Annotated in this window: 16 protein-coding genes; 13 read left to right on the forward strand and 3 right to left on the reverse strand. The window is 71.5% G+C overall.

What is annotated here, in order from left to right; genetic code table 11:
* Nucleotides 1-45 precede the first annotated feature (45 nt).
* Complete coding sequence (locus CFK41_RS00745) at nt 46-1,557, reverse strand: purine-cytosine permease family protein (RefSeq protein WP_096797945.1); 1,512 nt, start codon at nt 1,555-1,557, stop codon at nt 46-48.
* A 282-nt stretch (nt 1,558-1,839) separates the two neighbouring features.
* On the opposite strand from CFK41_RS00745, the gene CFK41_RS00750 reads away from it, so the two are divergent.
* The gene (locus tag CFK41_RS00750; protein WP_227873150.1) at nt 1,840-2,916 is read left to right on the forward strand and encodes an FUSC family protein; all 1,077 of its coding nucleotides are present in this window, start codon (nt 1,840-1,842) and stop codon (nt 2,914-2,916) included.
* Between the two features lie 81 nt (nt 2,917-2,997).
* Nucleotides 2,998-3,828 (forward strand): methyltransferase domain-containing protein, encoded by an 831-nt coding sequence (locus tag CFK41_RS00755; RefSeq protein ID WP_096797947.1) that lies wholly within the window; start codon nt 2,998-3,000, stop codon nt 3,826-3,828.
* A 31-nt stretch (nt 3,829-3,859) separates the two neighbouring features.
* Here the strand turns inward: CFK41_RS00755 and CFK41_RS00760 are convergent, their stop codons facing one another.
* Nucleotides 3,860-4,723: a DMT family transporter gene (locus CFK41_RS00760; protein WP_096800871.1), complete on the reverse strand. Its 864-nt coding sequence runs from the start codon at nt 4,721-4,723 to the stop codon at nt 3,860-3,862.
* A 125-nt stretch (nt 4,724-4,848) separates the two neighbouring features.
* On the opposite strand from CFK41_RS00760, the gene CFK41_RS00765 reads away from it, so the two are divergent.
* The 7 genes from CFK41_RS00765 to CFK41_RS00795 all read left to right on the forward strand — a co-directional run bounded on the left by CFK41_RS00765 (nt 4,849) and on the right by CFK41_RS00795 (nt 10,980).
* Entirely contained in the window at nt 4,849-5,268 is a 420-nt protein-coding gene (locus CFK41_RS00765) for a hypothetical protein (RefSeq protein ID WP_096797948.1), read from the forward strand.
* A gap of 50 nt (nt 5,269-5,318) precedes the next feature.
* Nucleotides 5,319-6,071 (forward strand): phosphatase PAP2 family protein, encoded by a 753-nt coding sequence (locus CFK41_RS00770; protein WP_096797949.1) that lies wholly within the window; start codon nt 5,319-5,321, stop codon nt 6,069-6,071.
* Nucleotides 6,072-6,105: 34 nt separating this feature from the next.
* The gene (locus CFK41_RS00775) at nt 6,106-6,750 is read left to right on the forward strand and encodes a DedA family protein (protein WP_096797950.1); all 645 of its coding nucleotides are present in this window, start codon (nt 6,106-6,108) and stop codon (nt 6,748-6,750) included.
* A gap of 134 nt (nt 6,751-6,884) precedes the next feature.
* Nucleotides 6,885-7,889 (forward strand): siderophore ABC transporter substrate-binding protein, encoded by a 1,005-nt coding sequence (locus tag CFK41_RS00780; RefSeq protein ID WP_096797951.1) that lies wholly within the window; start codon nt 6,885-6,887, stop codon nt 7,887-7,889.
* A gap of 202 nt (nt 7,890-8,091) precedes the next feature.
* Complete coding sequence (locus CFK41_RS00785; RefSeq protein WP_096797952.1) at nt 8,092-9,093, forward strand: ABC transporter permease; 1,002 nt, start codon at nt 8,092-8,094, stop codon at nt 9,091-9,093.
* On the forward strand, nt 9,086-10,219 hold the full coding sequence (locus tag CFK41_RS00790; RefSeq protein WP_096797953.1) for an iron chelate uptake ABC transporter family permease subunit: 1,134 nt from the start codon (nt 9,086-9,088) through the stop codon (nt 10,217-10,219). The genes CFK41_RS00785 and CFK41_RS00790 overlap by 8 nt, the downstream gene beginning before the upstream one ends.
* Nucleotides 10,216-10,980, forward strand: a complete 765-nt coding sequence (locus CFK41_RS00795; protein WP_096797954.1) for an iron ABC transporter ATP-binding protein — start codon at nt 10,216-10,218, stop codon at nt 10,978-10,980. The genes CFK41_RS00790 and CFK41_RS00795 overlap by 4 nt, the downstream gene beginning before the upstream one ends.
* Before the next feature lie 282 nt (nt 10,981-11,262).
* Here the strand turns inward: CFK41_RS00795 and CFK41_RS00800 are convergent, their stop codons facing one another.
* Nucleotides 11,263-12,111, reverse strand: a complete 849-nt coding sequence (locus CFK41_RS00800; protein ID WP_096797955.1) for an aldo/keto reductase — start codon at nt 12,109-12,111, stop codon at nt 11,263-11,265.
* A gap of 132 nt (nt 12,112-12,243) precedes the next feature.
* Between CFK41_RS00800 and CFK41_RS00805 the strand changes: the two genes are divergently transcribed.
* From CFK41_RS00805 to CFK41_RS00820, 4 genes are all read left to right on the forward strand, one after another.
* Nucleotides 12,244-13,848 carry an LssY C-terminal domain-containing protein gene (locus tag CFK41_RS00805; protein WP_096797956.1) on the forward strand — a complete coding sequence of 535 codons (1,605 nt, stop codon included), beginning with the start codon at nt 12,244-12,246 and terminating at the stop codon, nt 13,846-13,848.
* Between the two features lie 101 nt (nt 13,849-13,949).
* The gene (locus CFK41_RS00810) at nt 13,950-15,404 is read left to right on the forward strand and encodes an APC family permease (protein ID WP_096797957.1); all 1,455 of its coding nucleotides are present in this window, start codon (nt 13,950-13,952) and stop codon (nt 15,402-15,404) included.
* Nucleotides 15,405-15,443: 39 nt separating this feature from the next.
* Nucleotides 15,444-15,857, forward strand: coding sequence for a universal stress protein (locus CFK41_RS00815; RefSeq protein ID WP_096797958.1), 414 nt, complete (start codon nt 15,444-15,446; stop codon nt 15,855-15,857).
* Between the two features lie 340 nt (nt 15,858-16,197).
* Nucleotides 16,198-18,243, forward strand: a complete 2,046-nt coding sequence (locus tag CFK41_RS00820) for a PhoX family protein (protein WP_096797959.1) — start codon at nt 16,198-16,200, stop codon at nt 18,241-18,243.
* Nucleotides 18,244-18,278: the final 35 nt, after the last annotated feature.

Consider the following 18,278-nt stretch of genomic DNA (forward strand, 5'->3'; position numbering starts at 1 on the left):
GCCACGGCCAGCGCTGTTCAGGGTCGGCGGATCAGCCGTCGAGGGTCAGCGACCCTCCTGCGCCCGGATCCTCCCGCGACGCGCGAACCAGGTCACCCCGAAGCCGAGCACCAGCGCGAGCAGCACGCCGATGTTCGAGTACGCCCAGTTCCCGTCCCAGGAGGAGCCGGCCGGATCGTCCACGAAGGTGCCCAGGCCCAGCGGCTCGAGCAGATAGCCCTGCCAGTTGTTCCACGGCGCGGCGTCGGCGAAGGAGTTCACCACCAGGCCCCAGCCCAGGACCGAGGCGACCACCATGGTGAGGATCGAGGTCCAGTCGAAGGCGCCGTAGCGCCCGGCCGGGTCGAACAGGGCCTGTTCGTCGTAGTCCGCCCGGCGGCTGAGGATGTCGGCGATGAGGATGCCGGCCCACGCGGCGATCGGCACGCCGAGGGTGATGAGGAAGCTCTGGAAGGGGCCGATGAAGCTGGTCGCGAAGAACGCCACCCAGATGGTGCCGGCCGTGAGGATCACGCCGTCCACCGCGGCGGCGGCCGGGCGCGGGATCCGGATCCCGAGGCTGATCAGCGTGAGCCCCGAGGAGTAGATGCCCAGCACCGCGCCGGAGACGAGGGTCAGCACGGCGACGATCCAGAACGGGATCAGCGCCCACAGCGGCAGGATCGTCACCAGCGCACCGATCGGATCGCCCTCGATCGCCGCGTTCAGCGCCGGGTCGGAGCCGGCCAGCAGCAGGCCGAAGATCACCAGCACCACCGGGGCGGCCGCACCGCCCACGGTGTTCCACAGCACGATCGACCCGTCGGACGCCGTGCGCTTCTGGTACCGCGACCAGTCCGCCGCGATGTTGATCCAGCCCAGGCCGAAGCCGGTCATCACCATCACCAGCGCGCCGATCATCGCCTGCGGGGAGCCCGACGGGGCGGAGAGCACGGCGCCGAGGTCGATGTGCGGAATCGTGAGGACCATGAACAGGACGGTCATGGCGCCGGTCGCCCAGGTCAGGATCGACTGGAGCTTCATGATCGTGTGATAGCCGAGCACGCTCGCGCCCACGATCAGGGCCGCGATGAGGATCGCCGCGATGACGGTGACGGCCCGCCCCGAGGCGAGGCCCAGCACGTCGAACACGGTCGCGGTGGCGAGCACCGCGGAGATCGCGAGCGAGGTCTCCCAGCCGATCGAGGTCAGCCACGAGACGATGCCGGGGACCTTCTGGCCGTGCACGCCGAAGGCCGCGCGCGAGAGCACCATCGTCGGCGCGCTGCCGCGCTTGCCCGCGATCGCGATCAGTCCGCACAGCGCGAAGCTGATGATGATGCCGAGCACCGCGACGACCGTGGCCTGCAGGAAGCTGATGCCGAAGCCCAGCAGGTACGAGCCGTAGCTCATCCCGAACACGGAGACGTTCGCGGCGAACCACGGCCAGACCAGATCGCGGGGCTTCGCGGTCCGCTCGGACTCGGCGATGATCTCGATGCCGGCGGTCTCGATCACCCCGGCGCCGCCGACGGGGGCCGACGGGGCGGGGGCGGGCGTGCTGTCAGGGGATGTCATGACGGCTCCGGGGGAGGAGGCCCGGCCGGGGCCGGGCGACGGGATGCAGCGGGAACGGGATGCGGCGGGAATGGGATGCAGGACGAACGGGGTGCAGGACGAACTGGGTGGATTGTCCCACCTGCAGCCGGATCCCGGGGGCTCGGGAGCGGACCGGGCCCTACTCTGGAGGGTGCGCCCCTCGCGGCGCCCCGAGGACGCCCGCCCGTCCCCGTCGACCACCGCCACCAGCGCAGGGACGGTCCGCGGCCGGTGCCGCGGTGCCGCCTCGGAAGGAGCACCGTGCCCGCAGCACCCCCTCGGATCCAGGACTCGGTGCGGCGCCTGGTGAGCCTCGGCCCGAGCCGCGTGGACCATGTCCCGGCTCTGAGGATCTCGCTCGGGCTCGCCCTCCCGCTGACGGTGCTGCTGCTGACGGGGCGCATCGAGTGGGCGATGTACGTGGGCTTCGGCGCCTTCACCGGCATCTACTCCCGCTACGAGCCCACGGCCCTGCGGTTCCGTCGGCAGTCGACGGCCGGGGTGATGCTGGTGGTCTGCGTGACCCTCGGCGCCTCCCTCGCCCAGCTCGGCGAGGTGCTGCCGCCGGTCGCGGAGTCGTGGACCACGCTGATGGTCTCCGCGGTGGTGGCCGGGCTCGCCGCGACCCTCGTGATGGTCGCGGGGCTCAAGCCCGGCGGGGCGATCTTCCCGCTGTTCGCGATCGCCGCGATCGGCGCCGCCCCTCCCGCCGCCCCGATCTGGGTGGCCCTGCTGGTCTCGGCCTCCGCGGCGGCGCTGTGCGTGGGGCTGGGGCTGCTGGGCCACTGGGCGGGGGAGCGCCACCCGGGCGCGGGCACCGATCCGCCGCGCGAGCGGTGGACGCGGGGCCAGATGGTCTCCGAGTTCGCGCGCTTCGCGGCGGTCGCCGCCGTGGCGGGCGCCGTGGGCCTCGCCTCCGGGCTGCCCTACCCGTACTGGGCGCAGATCGCGGCGATCACGCTGCTCACCCCGCCCGGGCGGACCCTCCAGGTGGAGCGGGGGCTGCAGCGCGTGATCGGGACCGTCCTCGGCATCGGCACCACCGCGTTCCTGCTGTCCTTCCCCGCCGAGCCCTGGCAGCTGGTGGCATGGGTGGTGATCCTGCAGTTCCTCGCCGAGATGTACGTGCTGCGCAACTACGCCTTCGCGCTGCTGTTCATCACGCCGCTCGCCCTGCTCATGGTGCAGCTCGGCCACCCGCAGCCCGTGGGGCCGATGCTCGCCGCGCGCGTGCTGGAGACGGCGATCGGCGCCGTGGTGGGCATCGCCGGCGTGGTGCTGGTGGCGCTGTGGGACCGCCGGGCGACCGCCCGTGCCTCGGTCCCGGAGCGGGTCTGACCGGCGCCCGCTGACCCGGCGCCGCCTCTCGGAGGGCGAACATCGCTGGGAGCCGGGCCGGCGGGACCGTACCGTCGGCCCATGAGCGACCAGGATGCAGCGGCCGGCAGCCGCCCCACCTACACCCACGGCTACGGCGCCGCCGTGCTCGGCAGCCACCGCCACCGCACCGCCGAGAACTCCGCCGCGCACCTCCTGCCCCACCTGCGCCCGAGCCAGCGCCTGCTCGACGTGGGCAGCGGGGCCGGGACCATCACGGCGGGCCTGGCGCGGATCGTCGGCCCCGAGAACGTGACCGCGCTGGAGGTCTCGGAGGACGCCGCCGCCCTCACCCGCACGGAGCTCGCCTCCCAGGGGCTGGACGGCGTGGAGGTGGTGGTCGGGGACGCGCATGCGCTGGACCTCGCCGCGGACTCCTTCGACGTGGTCCACGCCCACCAGGTCCTCCAGCACGTGGCCGATCCGGTGCGCGCCCTCGCCGAGCTCCGCCGGATCACCCGCCCGGGCGGGATCGTCGCCGTGCGCGACAGCGACTACGAGGGCTTCCGCTGGTGGCCCGCCCTGCCGGAGCTGGACCGGTGGCTCGAGCTGTACCTGCGGGCCGCCCGGGCGAACGGCGGCACCCCGGACGCCGGCCGACGCCTGCTGGCGTGGGCGCACGAGGCCGGGTTCCGGGACGTCACCGCCACCGCCTCCACGCACCTGTACGCGGACGATGAGGGGCGGGAGAGCTGGGGCGCCACCTGGTCGGGTCGGATCGTGGCGGATCCGCTCGCCGCGCAGCTCGAGCGCGAGGGCTGGGCCGACGCCGCCGCCCGGGAGGAGATCGCGGAGGGGTTCCGCCGCTGGGCCGCGGACCCTGACGGCTGGTTCTGCCTGCTGCACGGCGAGATCATCGCCCGGGTGGACTGACCCGCCCGCCGCACGGCAGGCGCCCCGCGCCTCACACCGCGATGAGCACGATCCCGACCAGCACCACCGCGGCCCCCAGCAGGCGCCGCGCCGGATCGGGCTCCCGGAACAGCCACCACGCCAGCAGCGAGCCCACCACGATGCTCGACTCCCGGGCGGGGGCCACGAGCGAGACCGGCGCGGTGCGCATCGCCTCGAGCACCAGCACGTAGGCGAGCGGGGAGAGCAGCGCGACCACGACGATCTCGCGCTGGTGGGTGCGCAGCACGGTCCGCAGGTCCTCGCGGTGGCGGCGCAGCAGGGTGGGCGTCATCAGCAGCACCTGCCACAGGCAGCTGAGCAGGAAGTAGATCAGCGGCGGCTGCTCCAGCGCGGTCACGCTCCAGCTGTCCCACAGCGTGTAGGCCGCGATCGCCAGGCCCGTCGCCCCGCCCCAGAGCAGACCCGAGCGCACCCCGTGCCGCCCGGTGCTCGACCGACCGGTCGCCACCACCACGATCCCGGCGATCACCACGAGCGCCCCGAGCAGGGCCGCCCACCCGGGTCGCTCCCCGAGCACCAGGATCGCCACCGCCATGCTCAGCACCGGGCCCACCCCGCGGGCCACCGGGTAGACGACGCCGAGGTCGGCGCGGGCATAGCCCGTCTGGAGGGCGAGCTGGTAGGCGATGTGCAGCACCCCGGAGACCAGCGGCGAGAGGACCAGGGCGGGGGAGAGCTCCGCACCGCTCGCCCGCAGCGTGAGCAGCGCCAGCGGCGCCCACAGCAGCACCGAGGCGGCGTCGTAGCTCCACACGAAGGCGAAGCCGCCGGTGCGCACCCGCTTGGCGGCGATGTTCCACAGCGCATGGCAGAGTGCTGCCACGAGCACCATCGTCAGGGCGAGGGTGCTCACCGGGCGGTCCCGTGCCGGAAGCTCATCGCTCCAGTCTCCCGCGGAGTGCGGAGCGGGGCTCGACAGGTCCATGGCCCCCCGGTATCGTTGAAAACGAAATCAGATCACAGTCGAAAGGCTCTCTCATGTCCCTCAGCACTGCCGTCCTCCGCGCCGTCCCCGGCGCCTTCATCCTCAACTCCGGCATCGGCAAGCTCGGCCTGCCCGCAGAGGTGGCCGCCGGCCTGCAGGGAATGGCCGCCCAGGGCGTGCCGCCGCTGGGGAAGATGACCCCGGAGCAGTTCGCGAAGTTCCTCAGCTACGGCGAGATCGCCGTGGGCGCCTCCCTGCTGCTGCCCTTCGTGCCCACCCGCGTCGCGGGCCTCGGCCTGGCCGCCTTCTCCGGCTCCCTGGTGTCGATGTACCTGCGCACCCCCGGGATGACCGAGTCCGACGGCGTGCGCCCCACCCAGGACGGCACCCCGATCGCCAAGGACACCTGGCTGCTCGCGATCGCCGCGGCGCTGCTGCTTGTCGGCGGCGGCAAGGCCTCCGCCGACCGCTGAGCCGGGCGCGCCACCGCTTCGACGAGGGCCGGCGGCGCGATGATGGGCCGGTGCATCGTGGGCCCAGCAGCAGTCGGTTCGGCGTCGCGCTCCTCCGCCCCCTGCTGTGGGCCGTGGTCGCGGCGCTGCTCGCCGTGGCCTTCGCCTGGTCGATGCAGTCGCTGCCCCAGATCCGCACGGCGGACCTCTCCCTCGTGCTCGCAGCACGCCGGGCCTCGGGCCCCGTCGGCGACGCCCTCGCGCTCGGGATCGACATCGTCTTCGGCCCTCGGGCCGCGGTGGCCCTGGTGGCCCTGGTCGCGCTCGTCCACGGGCTGGCCCGCCGCAGCACGACCGCCGGGCTGCGCCTGGCCCTGATCGTCGCGGTGCCCTGGGCGACCGCCGCCCTGCTCAAGGCGATCGTGGCCCGCCCTCGCCCCGACCTGACGCTGCTGCCCCCGGGGCCGGTGGACGTGCCGGGGTCGTTCAGCTTCCCGAGCGGGCACCCCGCCGTCGCTGCCGCCCTGTGCTGCGCGATCCTGCTGACCCTGCGGCCCGGGCGGTCCCGCGCGGCGGCGACGGTGCTCGCCGCCGTGGTCGTGGGCCTGACGGCCTGGTCACGGGTGGCGCTCGGGGTGCACCACCCCAGCGACGTGCTCGCCTCCGCCGTTCTCGTCCCCGTCCTCGCCCGGCAGGCGCGCGCGGTGCTCGACCTCGTGCTGCCGATTCCCAGGGAACAGGCGGAGCATCACCGCCGACGTCGGCCCCCGACGATCCCTCCGGACACCGACCGTCGGACGGCCGAGGTCCCTCGGCCGTCATGACCCGGTGCCCGCGCACCGAGAGAAGGAACCCGCCATGGACCTCCTCCATCTGCTGATGGACCCCGCGAGCCTGCTCGAGCGCTTCGGCGACGCCTTCTGGTGGCTCTCCCACCTGATCGTGTTCGTGGAGTGCGGGCTGTTCTTCCCGATCCTGCCGGGGGACTCGCTGCTCTTCGCGATCGGCATGTTCAGCCACGAGGGGCTGCTGGCCGTGCCTGTCCTGCTCTCCGTGCTCACGCTGTTCGTCGCGGCGTTCGCCGGCAACGTGGTGGGGTACGAGATCGGGCGCGCCGTCGGCGACCGGCTCTACCGGCGCGACGGGCGCTTCCTCAAGCGGGCCTACTTCGACCACACGATCGAGTTCTTCGAGAAGTACGGCCGCCGCGCCCTCGTGCTGGGGCGCTTCGTGCCCATCGTGAGGACCTTCGTGACCGTGGTGGCCGGGGTGGGCCACATGCCGCGGCGCGTGTTCCTCACCTGGTCCGCGATCGGCGCGGCCGTGTGGGTGTCGCTCATCGTGGGCCTCGGGTACGCCCTGGGCGGCGTGCCGCTGATCCGGGACCACCTCGAGGCCGTCGTGCTGGGGATGGTGCTGATCTCGGTGCTGCCCATGGTCATCGCGGCCCTGCGCAAGCGGTCCGCGCGCACGGCGGCCGACGCCGGACCTCGCACCGTGTGACCAGGGACACGGCACCGAGCTCGGAATAACGCAACTTCCAAGTGGCGAAAACGGATCAGGTGAGGCTAGCCTCAGTAGCATCCTTCCTGGTCGTCGCCCGGCGACCGGCCACGCCGAGAGAAAGTCCTCCCCTCATGGCCCACCTGACCCGCCGCGCCGTCGGCGCACTCACCGCCGCCGGAACCCTCGGCCTGGCCCTGACCGCCTGCGGAGCCGGCTCCGTCGCGACCGATGCCGCGGACGCGGCCGACGGGTCCGCCGGGGCCGCCGCCGAGGTCGAGGACAACAACGGCACGCACACCGTGCCCACCCCGCCCGCCTCCGTGGTCGCCACCGACAACCGCACCTTCGAGACCCTCGCGGACTGGGGCGTCACCCTCACTGCGGCGGCCCGCACCCTGATGCCGTCCACGAACCCGCTCAAGGACGACGACTCGATCATCGACCTCGGCAACCACCGCGAGCCGGACCTCGAGGCCGTGGTCGCCGCCGAGCCCACCCTGATCCTGAACGGCCAGCGCTTCGCCGACTATCACGACGACTTCGTCAAGCTCGCCCCCGAGGCCGTGATCCTCGAGCTGGATCCGCGCGACGGCGAGCCCTTCGCCGACGAGCTCAAGCGCCAGGTCGACGTGCTCGGCACGATCTTCGGCAAGGAGGAGGAGGCCGCGAAACTCGGCACCGACCTCGACGCCGCGATGGAGCGGATCGTCGCCGCCTACGACGGCACCTCCACGGTCATGGCCGTCACCACCTCCGGCGGCGAGATCGGCTTCATCGCCCCCGGCCAGGGCCGCACCCTCGGCTGGGCGTTCGAGGCGCTCGGCCTCGTCCCCGCGCTCGAGGTCCAGGGTGCGAGCGATGACCATCAGGGCGACGACATCTCCGTCGAGGCGATCGCGGAGGCGAACCCCGACTGGATCCTCGTGATGGACCGGGACGCCGCGATCTCCGCCGACGACCCCGAGTTCACCCCCGCCAACGAGGTCCTCGCCGCCTCCGAGGCGCTCGCCGGGGTCACCGCGGTCACCGAGGGCAACGTGCTCTACATGCCGGCCGACACGTACACCAACGAGTCGATCCAGACCTACACCGAGTACTTCACCGCGCTCGCCGACGCCTTCGAGGCCTCGGCCTGAGCCGTCGGACCCGTTGCTGAGCCGCGGGACCCGTCGCTGAACCGCGCACCCCGTCGCTGACCTCGCGGCGGGCAGAGCCGCCCCGGCCCCGCCCGCCGCGCGGCGCGTCGGCCCCCGACCGGCGACCGAGCCGCCCTGTCCGCGCCGCCGTGACCGAGCAGCCGTGACCGAGCAGCCGTCGGCCGCTTCCCCAGGAGACCTGATGCCCCACCCCGCCCCCGTCGCCGAACCGGCGACGCCCTCGCGCCACCGGCGCGAGCGACTGGTCGACGGCAGGCTGGTGATCGGCATCGCGGTGGTCGCGCTGCTGCTGGTCGCCTCGCTGCTGACCGGCGTGTACGACGTCTTCGGCGCCGAGGACGGCTCGCAGATGTTCGCGATCACCCGCATCCCGCGCACCATCGCCCTGGTCCTGGCCGGAGCGGCGATGGCGATGTCCGGACTGATCATGCAGCTCATGACCCAGAACCGCTTCGTGGAGCCGACCACCACCGGCACCACCGAATGGGCCGGGCTCGGGCTGATCCTCGTGATGGTGCTGATGCCCGGCGCGGGGCTGCTGACCCGCATGACCGTCGCGATCGTGTTCTCCTTCGTGGGCACAGTGGTGTTCTTCCTGTTCCTGCGGAAGGTCACCCTGCGCAGCTCGCTCATCGTGCCGATCATCGGCATCATGCTCGGCGCCGTCGTCGGCTCGATCTCCACCTTCGTCGCGCTTGAGTTCGACGCCCTGCAGAACCTGGGGGTCTGGTTCGCCGGCTCCTTCACCTCGGTGCTGCGCGGCAGCTACGAGGTCCTGTGGATCGTGCTGCTGGTGGGGATCGCCGTGTTCGTCGTCGCCGACCGGCTCACCGTCATCGGGCTCGGCGAGGACATCGCCACCAACGTGGGCGTGAACTACCAGCGGGTGCTGCTGCTGGGCACCGGCCTGGTCGCGATCGCCACCGGCGTGGTCACCGTGGTGGTCGGCAACCTGCCGTTCCTGGGGCTCATCGTGCCGAACGTGGTCTCCATGGTGCGCGGCGACGATCTGCGCTCGAACCTGCCCTGGGTGTGCCTGCTGGGCATCGCGATCGTGACCGTCTGCGACCTCATCGGGCGCACCATCGTCATGCCCTTCGAGGTACCGGTCTCCCTGATCCTCGGGATCGTGGGCGCCGTCGTGTTCATCGCCCTGCTCATGAGGCAGCGTCGTCATGGCTGAGCGCACCACGGCTCCTGTCGGCACCGCTCCCGTCGGCACCACTCCTGTCAGCACCGTCCCCGTCAGCACCGCCCCGTCGGACCTCGCCGCGGACCTCGAGGTGCTCGGCGCGCCCCATCGGCTGCGCAGCAGCTCGGGCGCCTTCCCGGACGACCGCTCCCGCCGCCGCTACCGGGTCATGCTGGCCGTGCTCGGTGCGCTCGCCGTGCTCTTCGCGCTGGGCCTGCTGGCCGTGGACAACCCCATGCCCGTCGGCTCCCGCGGCTTCTGGCTGATCGCGGAGATGCGCGCGACCTCGCTGGTGGTGATGGCGGTGGTGGCCTTCTGCCAGTCGATCGCCACGATCACCTTCATGACCGTCACCAACAACCGCATCATCACGCCCTCGATCATGGGCTTCGAATCGCTGTACACGGTCATCCAGACCACCGCCGTCTACGTGCTGGGCGTGGCCGGGGTCGTCGCGCTGCAGGGGACCGTCCAGTTCCTGGTGCAGGTCGCGCTCATGGTGGGGCTGTCGGTGCTGCTGTACGGCTGGCTGCTGCGCGGGAAGTACGCCAACATCCAGGTGATGCTGCTGGTGGGCATCATCATCGGCGGCGGCATGGGCGCGATCTCCACGTTCATGCAGCGCCTGCTCACCCCGAGCGAGTTCGACGTGCTCAGCGCGCGGCTGTTCGGGTCCGTGACCAACGCGAGCGCCGAGTACCTGCCCTTCGCGATCCCGATGGTGCTCATCGCGGGCGCGCTCATCTGGGTGGGCGCCCACCGGCTGAACGTCATCTCGCTGGGCCGCGACGTGTGCATCAACGTGGGCGTGGACCACGGCCGCCAGACCATCTTCATGCTCGTCCTGGTCTCCGTGCTGATGGCGGTCTCCACCGCCCTCGTCGGCCCCATGACGTTCTTCGGGTTCCTCGTCGCGACGCTGACCTTCCAGCTCGCGGGCACCCACGACCACCGACGACTGCTGCCGGTCGGCGCGCTGACCGGCTTCGTGGTCCTCGCCGGCGCCTACCTGGTGATGAACCACGTGTTCTCCGCGCAGGGCGTCGTCTCCATCATCATCGAACTCGTCGGCGGGACCGTGTTCCTCGTCGTCATCCTGCGGAAGGGGCGCCTGTGATCAGCATCGACGCAGTGCGGAAGCAGTACACCTCCACGACCGGGACGGTCGAGATCGGACCGGTCACCGTCGACATCCCCTCCGGCGGGGTGACCGCCCTGGTGGGGCCGAACGGCGCCGGGAAGTCCACCCTGCTCACGATGGTGGGGCGTCTGCTGGGGATCGATGAGGGCGTCATCGAGGTGGCGGGCTACGACGTCTCCTCCACGGCCTCGAAGGACCTCGCCAAGGTCCTCTCGGTGCTGCGTCAGGAGAACCACTTCATCACCCGCCTCACGGTGCGCCAGCTGGTGGGCTTCGGCCGCTTCCCCTACTCCCAGGGGCGCCTGACCCGGCTCGACGAGCAGAAGATCTCCGAGGCCATCGACTTCCTGGACCTCGACGAGCTCGAGGACCGCTACCTCGACCAGCTCTCGGGCGGCCAGCGCCAGCGCGCCTATGTCGCCATGGTGCTCGCCCAGGACACCGAGTACGTGCTGCTCGACGAGCCGCTGAACAACCTCGACATGCGCCACAGCGTGCAGATGATGGGTCGCCTGCGCGACGCGGCCCGGCAGCTGGACCGCACCATCGTGGTGGTCCTGCACGACATCAACTTCGCCGCCCACTACGCCGACCACATCATCGCGATGAAGGACGGCGGCGTGGTCGAGTCCGGGCCTGTGGACCGGATCATGGACGGCGAGGTGCTCACCCGGGTGTTCGACACCCCGGTGCAGATCGTCGAGGGTCCGACGGGCCCGCTGGCCGTCTACTACTGAGCGGGCGGCCGGGCGGGGGCGGGTCTGGCCCCACCCGGCCCCCGGCCCTGCCTGGCCCCGGTCCTGCCTGGTCCCGCCCGGCCGATACCGGGCCCGGCTTCGCCCCCACCCGGTCCCCGGCCCCGCTCCGCCGGGCGCTGCCCGTGTCACGGAATGGACTATACGAGCGCGAGGTGGCTATATAGCCACCTTCCGTTCATATAGACCACCCCGCGACACCGTCACCCGCCGATCTCGCCGATCCCGCTGATCTCGCCGATCCCGCCGCGGGGACGGCCGCTCTCAGGCGGTCTTGGTCGACGGGTCCGCGCCGCCGCGGCCGTCGGGGCGGTCCAGCGCATCGATCGCCGCGACCTCGTCGGCGGTGAGCTCGATCTCCGCGGCCGCGAGGTTCTCGACGATGCGCGAGGGCGTGACCGACTTCGGGATGGTCACGATGCCGCTCGCGAGATGCCAGGCCAGCACCGCCTGCGCGGGGGAGACGCCGTGCGCCTCGGCGACGCCGGTCACCGCGGGGTTCTCGAGCAGGTCGGACTTGCCCTGGCCCAGCGGGCCCCAGGCCTCGGTGAGGATGCCGTGCTTCTCGTGGAGCTCCCGCAGCTCGCGCTGCTGGAAGTAGGGGTGCAGCTCGATCTGGTGAATCGCGGGGGCCACGCCGGTGGCCTCGATGATCTCCTCGAGCTGGGGCAGGGGGTAGTTGGAGACGCCGATGGTGCGCACCAGGCCGCGCTTCTGCAGCTCGATCAGCGCCTTCCACGCCTCGACGTACTGTCCCTGCTCGGGCACCGCCCAGTGCACGAGGTACAGGTCCACGTAGTCCAGGCCGAGCCGCTCGAGGGAGGCCTCGCAGGCGGCGATCGCGTCATCGAAGGAGTGCGCGTCGTTCCACAGCTTGGTGGTCACGAAGAGCTCCTCGCGGGGCACGTCGGAGGCGGCGATGGCACGGCCCACGCCCTCCTCGTTGCCGTAGATCCGCGCGGTGTCGATGTGGCGGTAGCCGGCCTCGAGGGCCTGGGCGGTGACGTCGGCCGCGATGTCGGGGTCGACCTTGAACACTCCGTAGCCGAGCTGGGGGATGGTGCCGCCGGTCGAGAACGGGAGCTGGGGGACCGCGGGTGATGCTGCAGACATGGAAGTCCTTCCTCAGGGGTGGATGCCTCCACCCTAGGCCGGACCCCGGACGACCTGCGACCCGCGCCGACGGCCGTCCAGGCGCGACGCCTACGATTGCCCCATGAGAACCCGGAGCACGGAGCGGGCACGGTGACCCCGACGCGCGAGGTGCACCTGGTGCCGCTGGACCGACCCCTTCCGCAGCAGTCCCCGGTCTACGACCACGAGCGCGGCCACACCGTCGGCGGGCCGCGCGTCGAGCTGTACGCGCTGCTGGACAACCTGTTCATCGCCGTGGGCGTGGTGGTCTCGATCTGGCTGGCCCTGCTGTACCTGGTCGAGGGCTTCTCGCTCACGCCGGTGCGACTGCTGTACCTGCTGGGGTTCTGGGTGCTGCTCACCTACATCACGCTGCCCCGCCTGCACCAGCTGATGACCTGGATCTATCTCCCGGACTACTTCTTCGGCCGCACCCGCACCACCGAGGGCGTGCTCTCGGACCCCATCAACCTCGCCGTCGACGGCTCCGAGCGGGACCTGCACGTGGCGATGCGCCGGGCGGGCTGGGTGCTCGCCGAGGAGCGGACCGTCTCCTCCGCCTGGTCGATGGTGCGTTCGACGCTGCTGGGCCGCTCGTATCCCGCCGCGCCCGTCTCGGACCTCTACCTGATGGGCCGACGCCACGACTTCACGTACCAGCAGGAGGTGGGCGGGACCACCACCAAGCGCCATCACGTGCGGTTCTGGCGGATGCCTCCGGACTTCGTGCTCCCGGGCGGGTACCGCGCGGACTGGCTGGCGGCCGGCACCTACGACCGTGCCGTCGGCTTCTCCTTCTTCACCCTGCAGATCACCCACCGGATCGACGAGAACATCGACGCGGAGCGGGACTTCGTCATCGACACCGTCCGCTTCGCCGACCCGGAGATCGAGGTCGAGGTGATCCGGGAGTTCTCCACCTCGTACCACCACCGCAACGGCCAGGGCGATCGGATCCGCACCGACGGCGACCTCCCGGTGATCGACGTGGCCGGGGCGACGGCCCGCTCCGACGGCGCCACCGCGGTGATGCTGCCGCGGCACCGCCCCACAGGGACCTCGGTGATGAAGTCCCGGGCCCGGGCGGCGCTCGCGGTCGCCCGGCGCAGCGGCGCCTCGCCCTCCCCCGCCGTGGTCGCGGACGAGCTGACCTCCCAGTGGCAGGGCACGGTCGACGACTTCCACCAGGTCCTCGCGCGCGCCGCGGACCACCACCTGCCGCCGCCCACGGTGATCTTCACCGGCGCGCTGGTGCTGCTCCAGGCCGCGGTGGTGATCGTGCGGTGGGTCGGTGAGCTGGCCGGGGTGGACCTCGCCTCCCTCGGCCCGGTGGGCGCGCTGATCGTGCCGGACGACGAGAGCCTGCTCGGGGCCACGGCCTTCGCGGCCGCCCTGCTCGTGCTGCAGATCGGGGTGCTGCGGCGCAGCCGGTGGTCGCGGATCGCGCTGATGGCTCTGTTCACGACGGACGCCCTGGCCGCCCTCACCCTGGCCACCACGATGTCCGGCATCGTCGCGCATTCGCTGCTGGTGGGGGCCGGAGCGTCCGCGCTCGGCGTGATGGCCATCAGCTCCGACGCGTCCCGCCAGTGGGTGCAGACCCTGCGCGTGGACCACCGCGACGCGGGGGCCGACGACGACGCGCCGCCCGTCGGCGAGGATCCGCGCCCGGCCGCCGAGGCTCCGGACGCTGTGAGGGCAGTCACCGGAGGGTAGAGTGCCCCCACCGTCATGCGGTGCAGGAACAGCCGGGGGCCTGGTCACCAGCCGCTCCGCCGCCGCCGACGGGTTCCCGTCCCCTTCCCTGGGAGGATCCCATGAGCGAATCCCCTGAAACCGCCCCCGCCGCCGACGCCGACCCGGCAGCGCCCGGCGGCGATCAGCCGGAGCTGAAGAAGGCGATCACGCCCAAGCTCCTGCTGCTGTTCATCGTCGGCGACATCCTCGGCACCGGCGTCTACTCCCTGACCGGCAAGGTCGCCGGAGAGGTGGGCGGCGCCGGCTGGATCCCGATCCTCATCGCCTTCGCCGTCGCGATGGTCTCGGCGCTGTCCTATGTCGAGATGGTTACCAAGTACCCGCAGGCCGCGGGTGCGGCGCTGTACGTCCACAAGGCGTTCGGCATCCACTTCCTGACCTTCATGGTCACCTTCGCGGTGCTCTCCTCAGGCATCACCTCGGCCTCCACCAGCGCGATCTTCCTCTCGGAGAACGTGCTGAAGGCCTTCGGCCTCGAGGAGTCCCTGGGTGATGCCGCCGGCGGCGTGGCGACCACGATCGCGCTGGTCTTCCTGGTGCTGGTGGCTCTCATCAACCTGCGCGGCGTCGCCGAGTCGGTCAAGGCGAACGTGGTGCTCACGTTCATCGAGCTGACCGGCCTCTCGCTCGTGATCGTCGTGGGCTTCATCGCGCTGGGCCGCGGCGAGGCGGACCTCGCCCGCGTGGTCCTCTTCGAGACCCAGGGCGACAAGAGCTTCTTCATGGCGATCATCGGCGCGACCGCGCTGGCGTTCTTCTCCATGGTGGGCTTCGAGGACTCGGTCAACATGGCCGAGGAGACCGTCGACCCGGTGAAGAACTTCCCGAGGGCCCTCATCGCGGGCCTGTCGATCACCGGCGTGATCTACGTGCTGATCTCGATCCTCGCCGTGGCGGTGGTGCCGATCGGCCAGCTCACCGAGTCCACCACCCCGCTGCTCGAGGTGGTCAAGGTCGGGGCGCCGAGCATCCCGATCGACACGATCTTCGCGTTCATCTCGATCTTCGCCGTGGCCAACACGGTGCTGATCAACATGATGATGGCCTCCCGCCTGCTGTACGGCATGGCCAAGCAGGGCGTGCTGCCCGGCTTCCTCAAGGGCGTGCTGCGCAGCCGCCGCACCCCGTGGGCCGGCATCGTCTTCTCCACCGGCCTGGGCATCGCCCTGGTCCTCACGGTGCGCTACGTGCTCGCCGAGCAGACCATCGCCGCGCTCGGCGGCACCACGGCGCTGCTGCTGCTGGCCGTGTTCGGCCTGGTCAACATCTCGGTGCTGGTGCTGCGCAAGGACAAGGTGGGCAACCGCCACTTCCGCACCCCGACCGCTCTGCCGGTGATCGGTGCGATCACGTCCTTCGCGCTGATCACCCCGATCGCGCAGCCCGTGCAGAACTACGTCATCGCCGGCGGTCTGCTGGTGGTGGGCCTGATCCTGTACGTGATCACCTGGTTCTACAACAGCGCGGTCAAGGCTCGCCGCACCCGGTTCCGCCACCCCGACGAGCTGGGCTGACACCGGCCGGTCCCCGCCCCACCACGAGAGGGAGTTTCCATGACCACGATCCTGCTGGCCTATGTCCCCAGCGCCACGAGCGAGGCGGCCTTCGAGTTCGCCGTCCAGGAGGCGACACGGCGCGAGGCCGCGCTGCTGGTGCTCGCCTCCGAGCGCGCCCCCGACCCGCGCAAGGCGCGCGGCGTCACCGACAAGCGTCCGCTCGAGGAGCGCCTGGCCGAGACCGGGCTCGAGTTCGAGCTGCGCACGGTCCCCAAGCGCGATGACCCGGCCGACGACATCCTCGACGCCGTCGAGCACGACGACATCGGCCTGGTGGTCCTCGGCATCCGCAAGCGCACCCCGATCGGGAAGATCCTGCTGGGCTCGACCTCGCAGCGGGTCGCGATCGAGTCGCCGGTGCCGGTGGTGCTGGTCAAGCCCGAGGACTTCGTGGCGCCCTCGCGCTTCTGATCCTCGCGCCGCTGCGACGGCGACGGCCTCCACGGCCTCGGAGGGCCCGACTCCCCACCACGGGGGTCGGCCCCTCGTCGCGTCCGACGGGGGCGAGGCGACCCGACGGCCCGCTCGATCCGCCCGCCCGCTCGATCCTCCTGCCCACTCGATACACCTGCCTGCTCGATCCTCCTACCTGTCCGTCGGCCCCGCGACCTGCGGATCCATCCCTTTGCTCCCGAGTGTTCATCCGCTGGACGCTCGGTGGTGGGCGGGACCTCATCTTTCTGGCGCACCGTCATCACGGTCCTGCGCCGAGCGAGTGCGGGAACTCGACCGACTGCGAAGGAACTCCGCCATGGCACTGATCGACCTCCCCCTGCTCATGAAGGACGCGGCCCGGGGCAAGCGCTCCGCCGTGACCTGCGCCCTCAAGTGCGGCAACCAGTGCGCCTTCGGCCCCTGCAACCACTCCGACAACGCCACCTTCCGTGACATCGCCTCGGCCGCGCTGTCGCGTCGTGCGGTGATCGGCGGGACCACCGGCGCGCTCGCGATCGCCCTGGGCGGCACGCAGGGCGCCCTCGCCGACCCCGGCACGGGGCAGGGCAAGGGCAAGGGCAACGGGAAGTCCGGCGCCCTGGCACCGAACGGCAGCAAGCTCCGCTTCGAGGCGATCGCCCCCGTGGACTACATGGTCGACGAGTTCACCGTCCCCGAGGGCTTCGGCTGGCACCCGATCATCCGCTGGGGCGACCCGCTGTTCGAGGACGCCCCCGACTTCGACTGGAACGCCCAGAGCGCCGAGGCCCAGGCCCTCCAGTTCGGCTACAACAACGACTACACCGAGATCCAGGAGATCCCGGGCAGCAACGGCAAGCGCGCCGTCATGTTCGTCAACCATGAGTACACGAACGAGAACATCATGTTCCCGGCCGAGACCGACCAGGACGACGTCATCGAGATCGGCATGGCCGCCCACGGCCTGACCGTCGTGGAGCTGGAGCGGAAGAACAAGAACTTCCCCTACTCCTACGTGCGCGGCGCCGAGCTGAACCGCCGCATCCTGCTCACCGAGGAGTTCGCCCTCACCGGCGCCGCCGCCGGGGGCGAGCTGCTCCGGACCGTCGAGGACCCCGAGGGCCGCACCGTGCTGGGCACCCTGGGCAACTGCTCCGGCGGACTCACCCCCTGGGGCACGCTGCTCTCCGGCGAGGAGAACTTCAACGGCTACTTCCGCACCCCGGGCACCTCCGCGGAGGATGCGCGCTACGGCCTCGCCGATCGGGCGACGGCCCGCGGCTGGGAGGCCACGCACGAGCGCTTCGACTCCCGCACCGAGGGCTACGAGAACGAGCCGAACCGCTTCGGCTACATCGTCGAGGTCGATCCCTTCGATCCCACCTCCACCCCGCGCAAGCACACGGCGCTGGGCCGCTTCAAGCACGAGGGCGCCAACGTCATCGTCGCCGAGAACGGCAAGGTCGTGGCCTACTCCGGGGACGACGAGAAGTTCGACTACCTGTACAAGTTCGTCTCCCGCGACTCCTACGTCGAGGGCGACCGCGCGCACAACCTGACCCTGCTGGAGAACGGCGACCTGTTCGTCGCGAAGTTCGCCGGCAACTCCCCGGCCTCCGAGATCGACGGCTCCGGCGAGGTCCCGGCCGACGGCTCCTTCGACGGCACCGGCGAGTGGCTGCCGCTGGTCGTGGACGGCGAGTCCGCCGTCCCCGGCTTCACCCTCGAGCAGGTGCTGGTCCACACCCGCCTCGCGGCCGACGCCGTGGGCCCCACCAAGATGGACCGCTGCGAGGACGTCGAGCCCTCGTTGCACTCACGTCGCGTCTACGTGGCCTGCACCAACAACTCCGACCGCGGGACGACGGGCAAGGCCGCGGCCGACGAGGCCAACCCCCGCTCCGAGAACCGCGACGGCCACATCGTCGAGATCGACGAGCAGGGCGATCAGACCTCGACCACCTTCGCCTGGAACCTGCTGATGGTGTGCGGCGACCCGGCGCAGGGCGATCAGACCTACTTCTCCGGCTTCCCGGTGGAGCAGGTCTCGCCGATCTCCTGCCCGGACAACCTGGCCTTCGACGCGGTGGGCAACCTGTGGATCTCCACCGACGGCGCCCCCTCCGGCATCGGCTTTAACGACGGCCTGTTCCGCGTCACCCTGGACGGCGAGGACCGCGGCCGGGTCGAGCAGTTCCTGTCCGTCCCGCGCGACGGCGAGACCTGCGGCCCGATCATCCGCGACACGGACCGCAGCGCCTTCGTCTCCGTCCAGCACCCGGGGGAGGACGGCGCCTGGGGCGAGCAGGTCTCCTTCTTCCCGGACTACGACGGCCAGGGCCCCAAGCCCTCCGTCATCCAGGTCCTGCCGCAGCGCGGCTGACCGAGGATCCTCCGCGGGGTCGGGTCCGGCAGCTC

Source organism: Brachybacterium ginsengisoli, assembly GCF_002407065.1.
Lineage (GTDB): Bacteria > Actinomycetota > Actinomycetes > Actinomycetales > Dermabacteraceae > Brachybacterium > Brachybacterium ginsengisoli.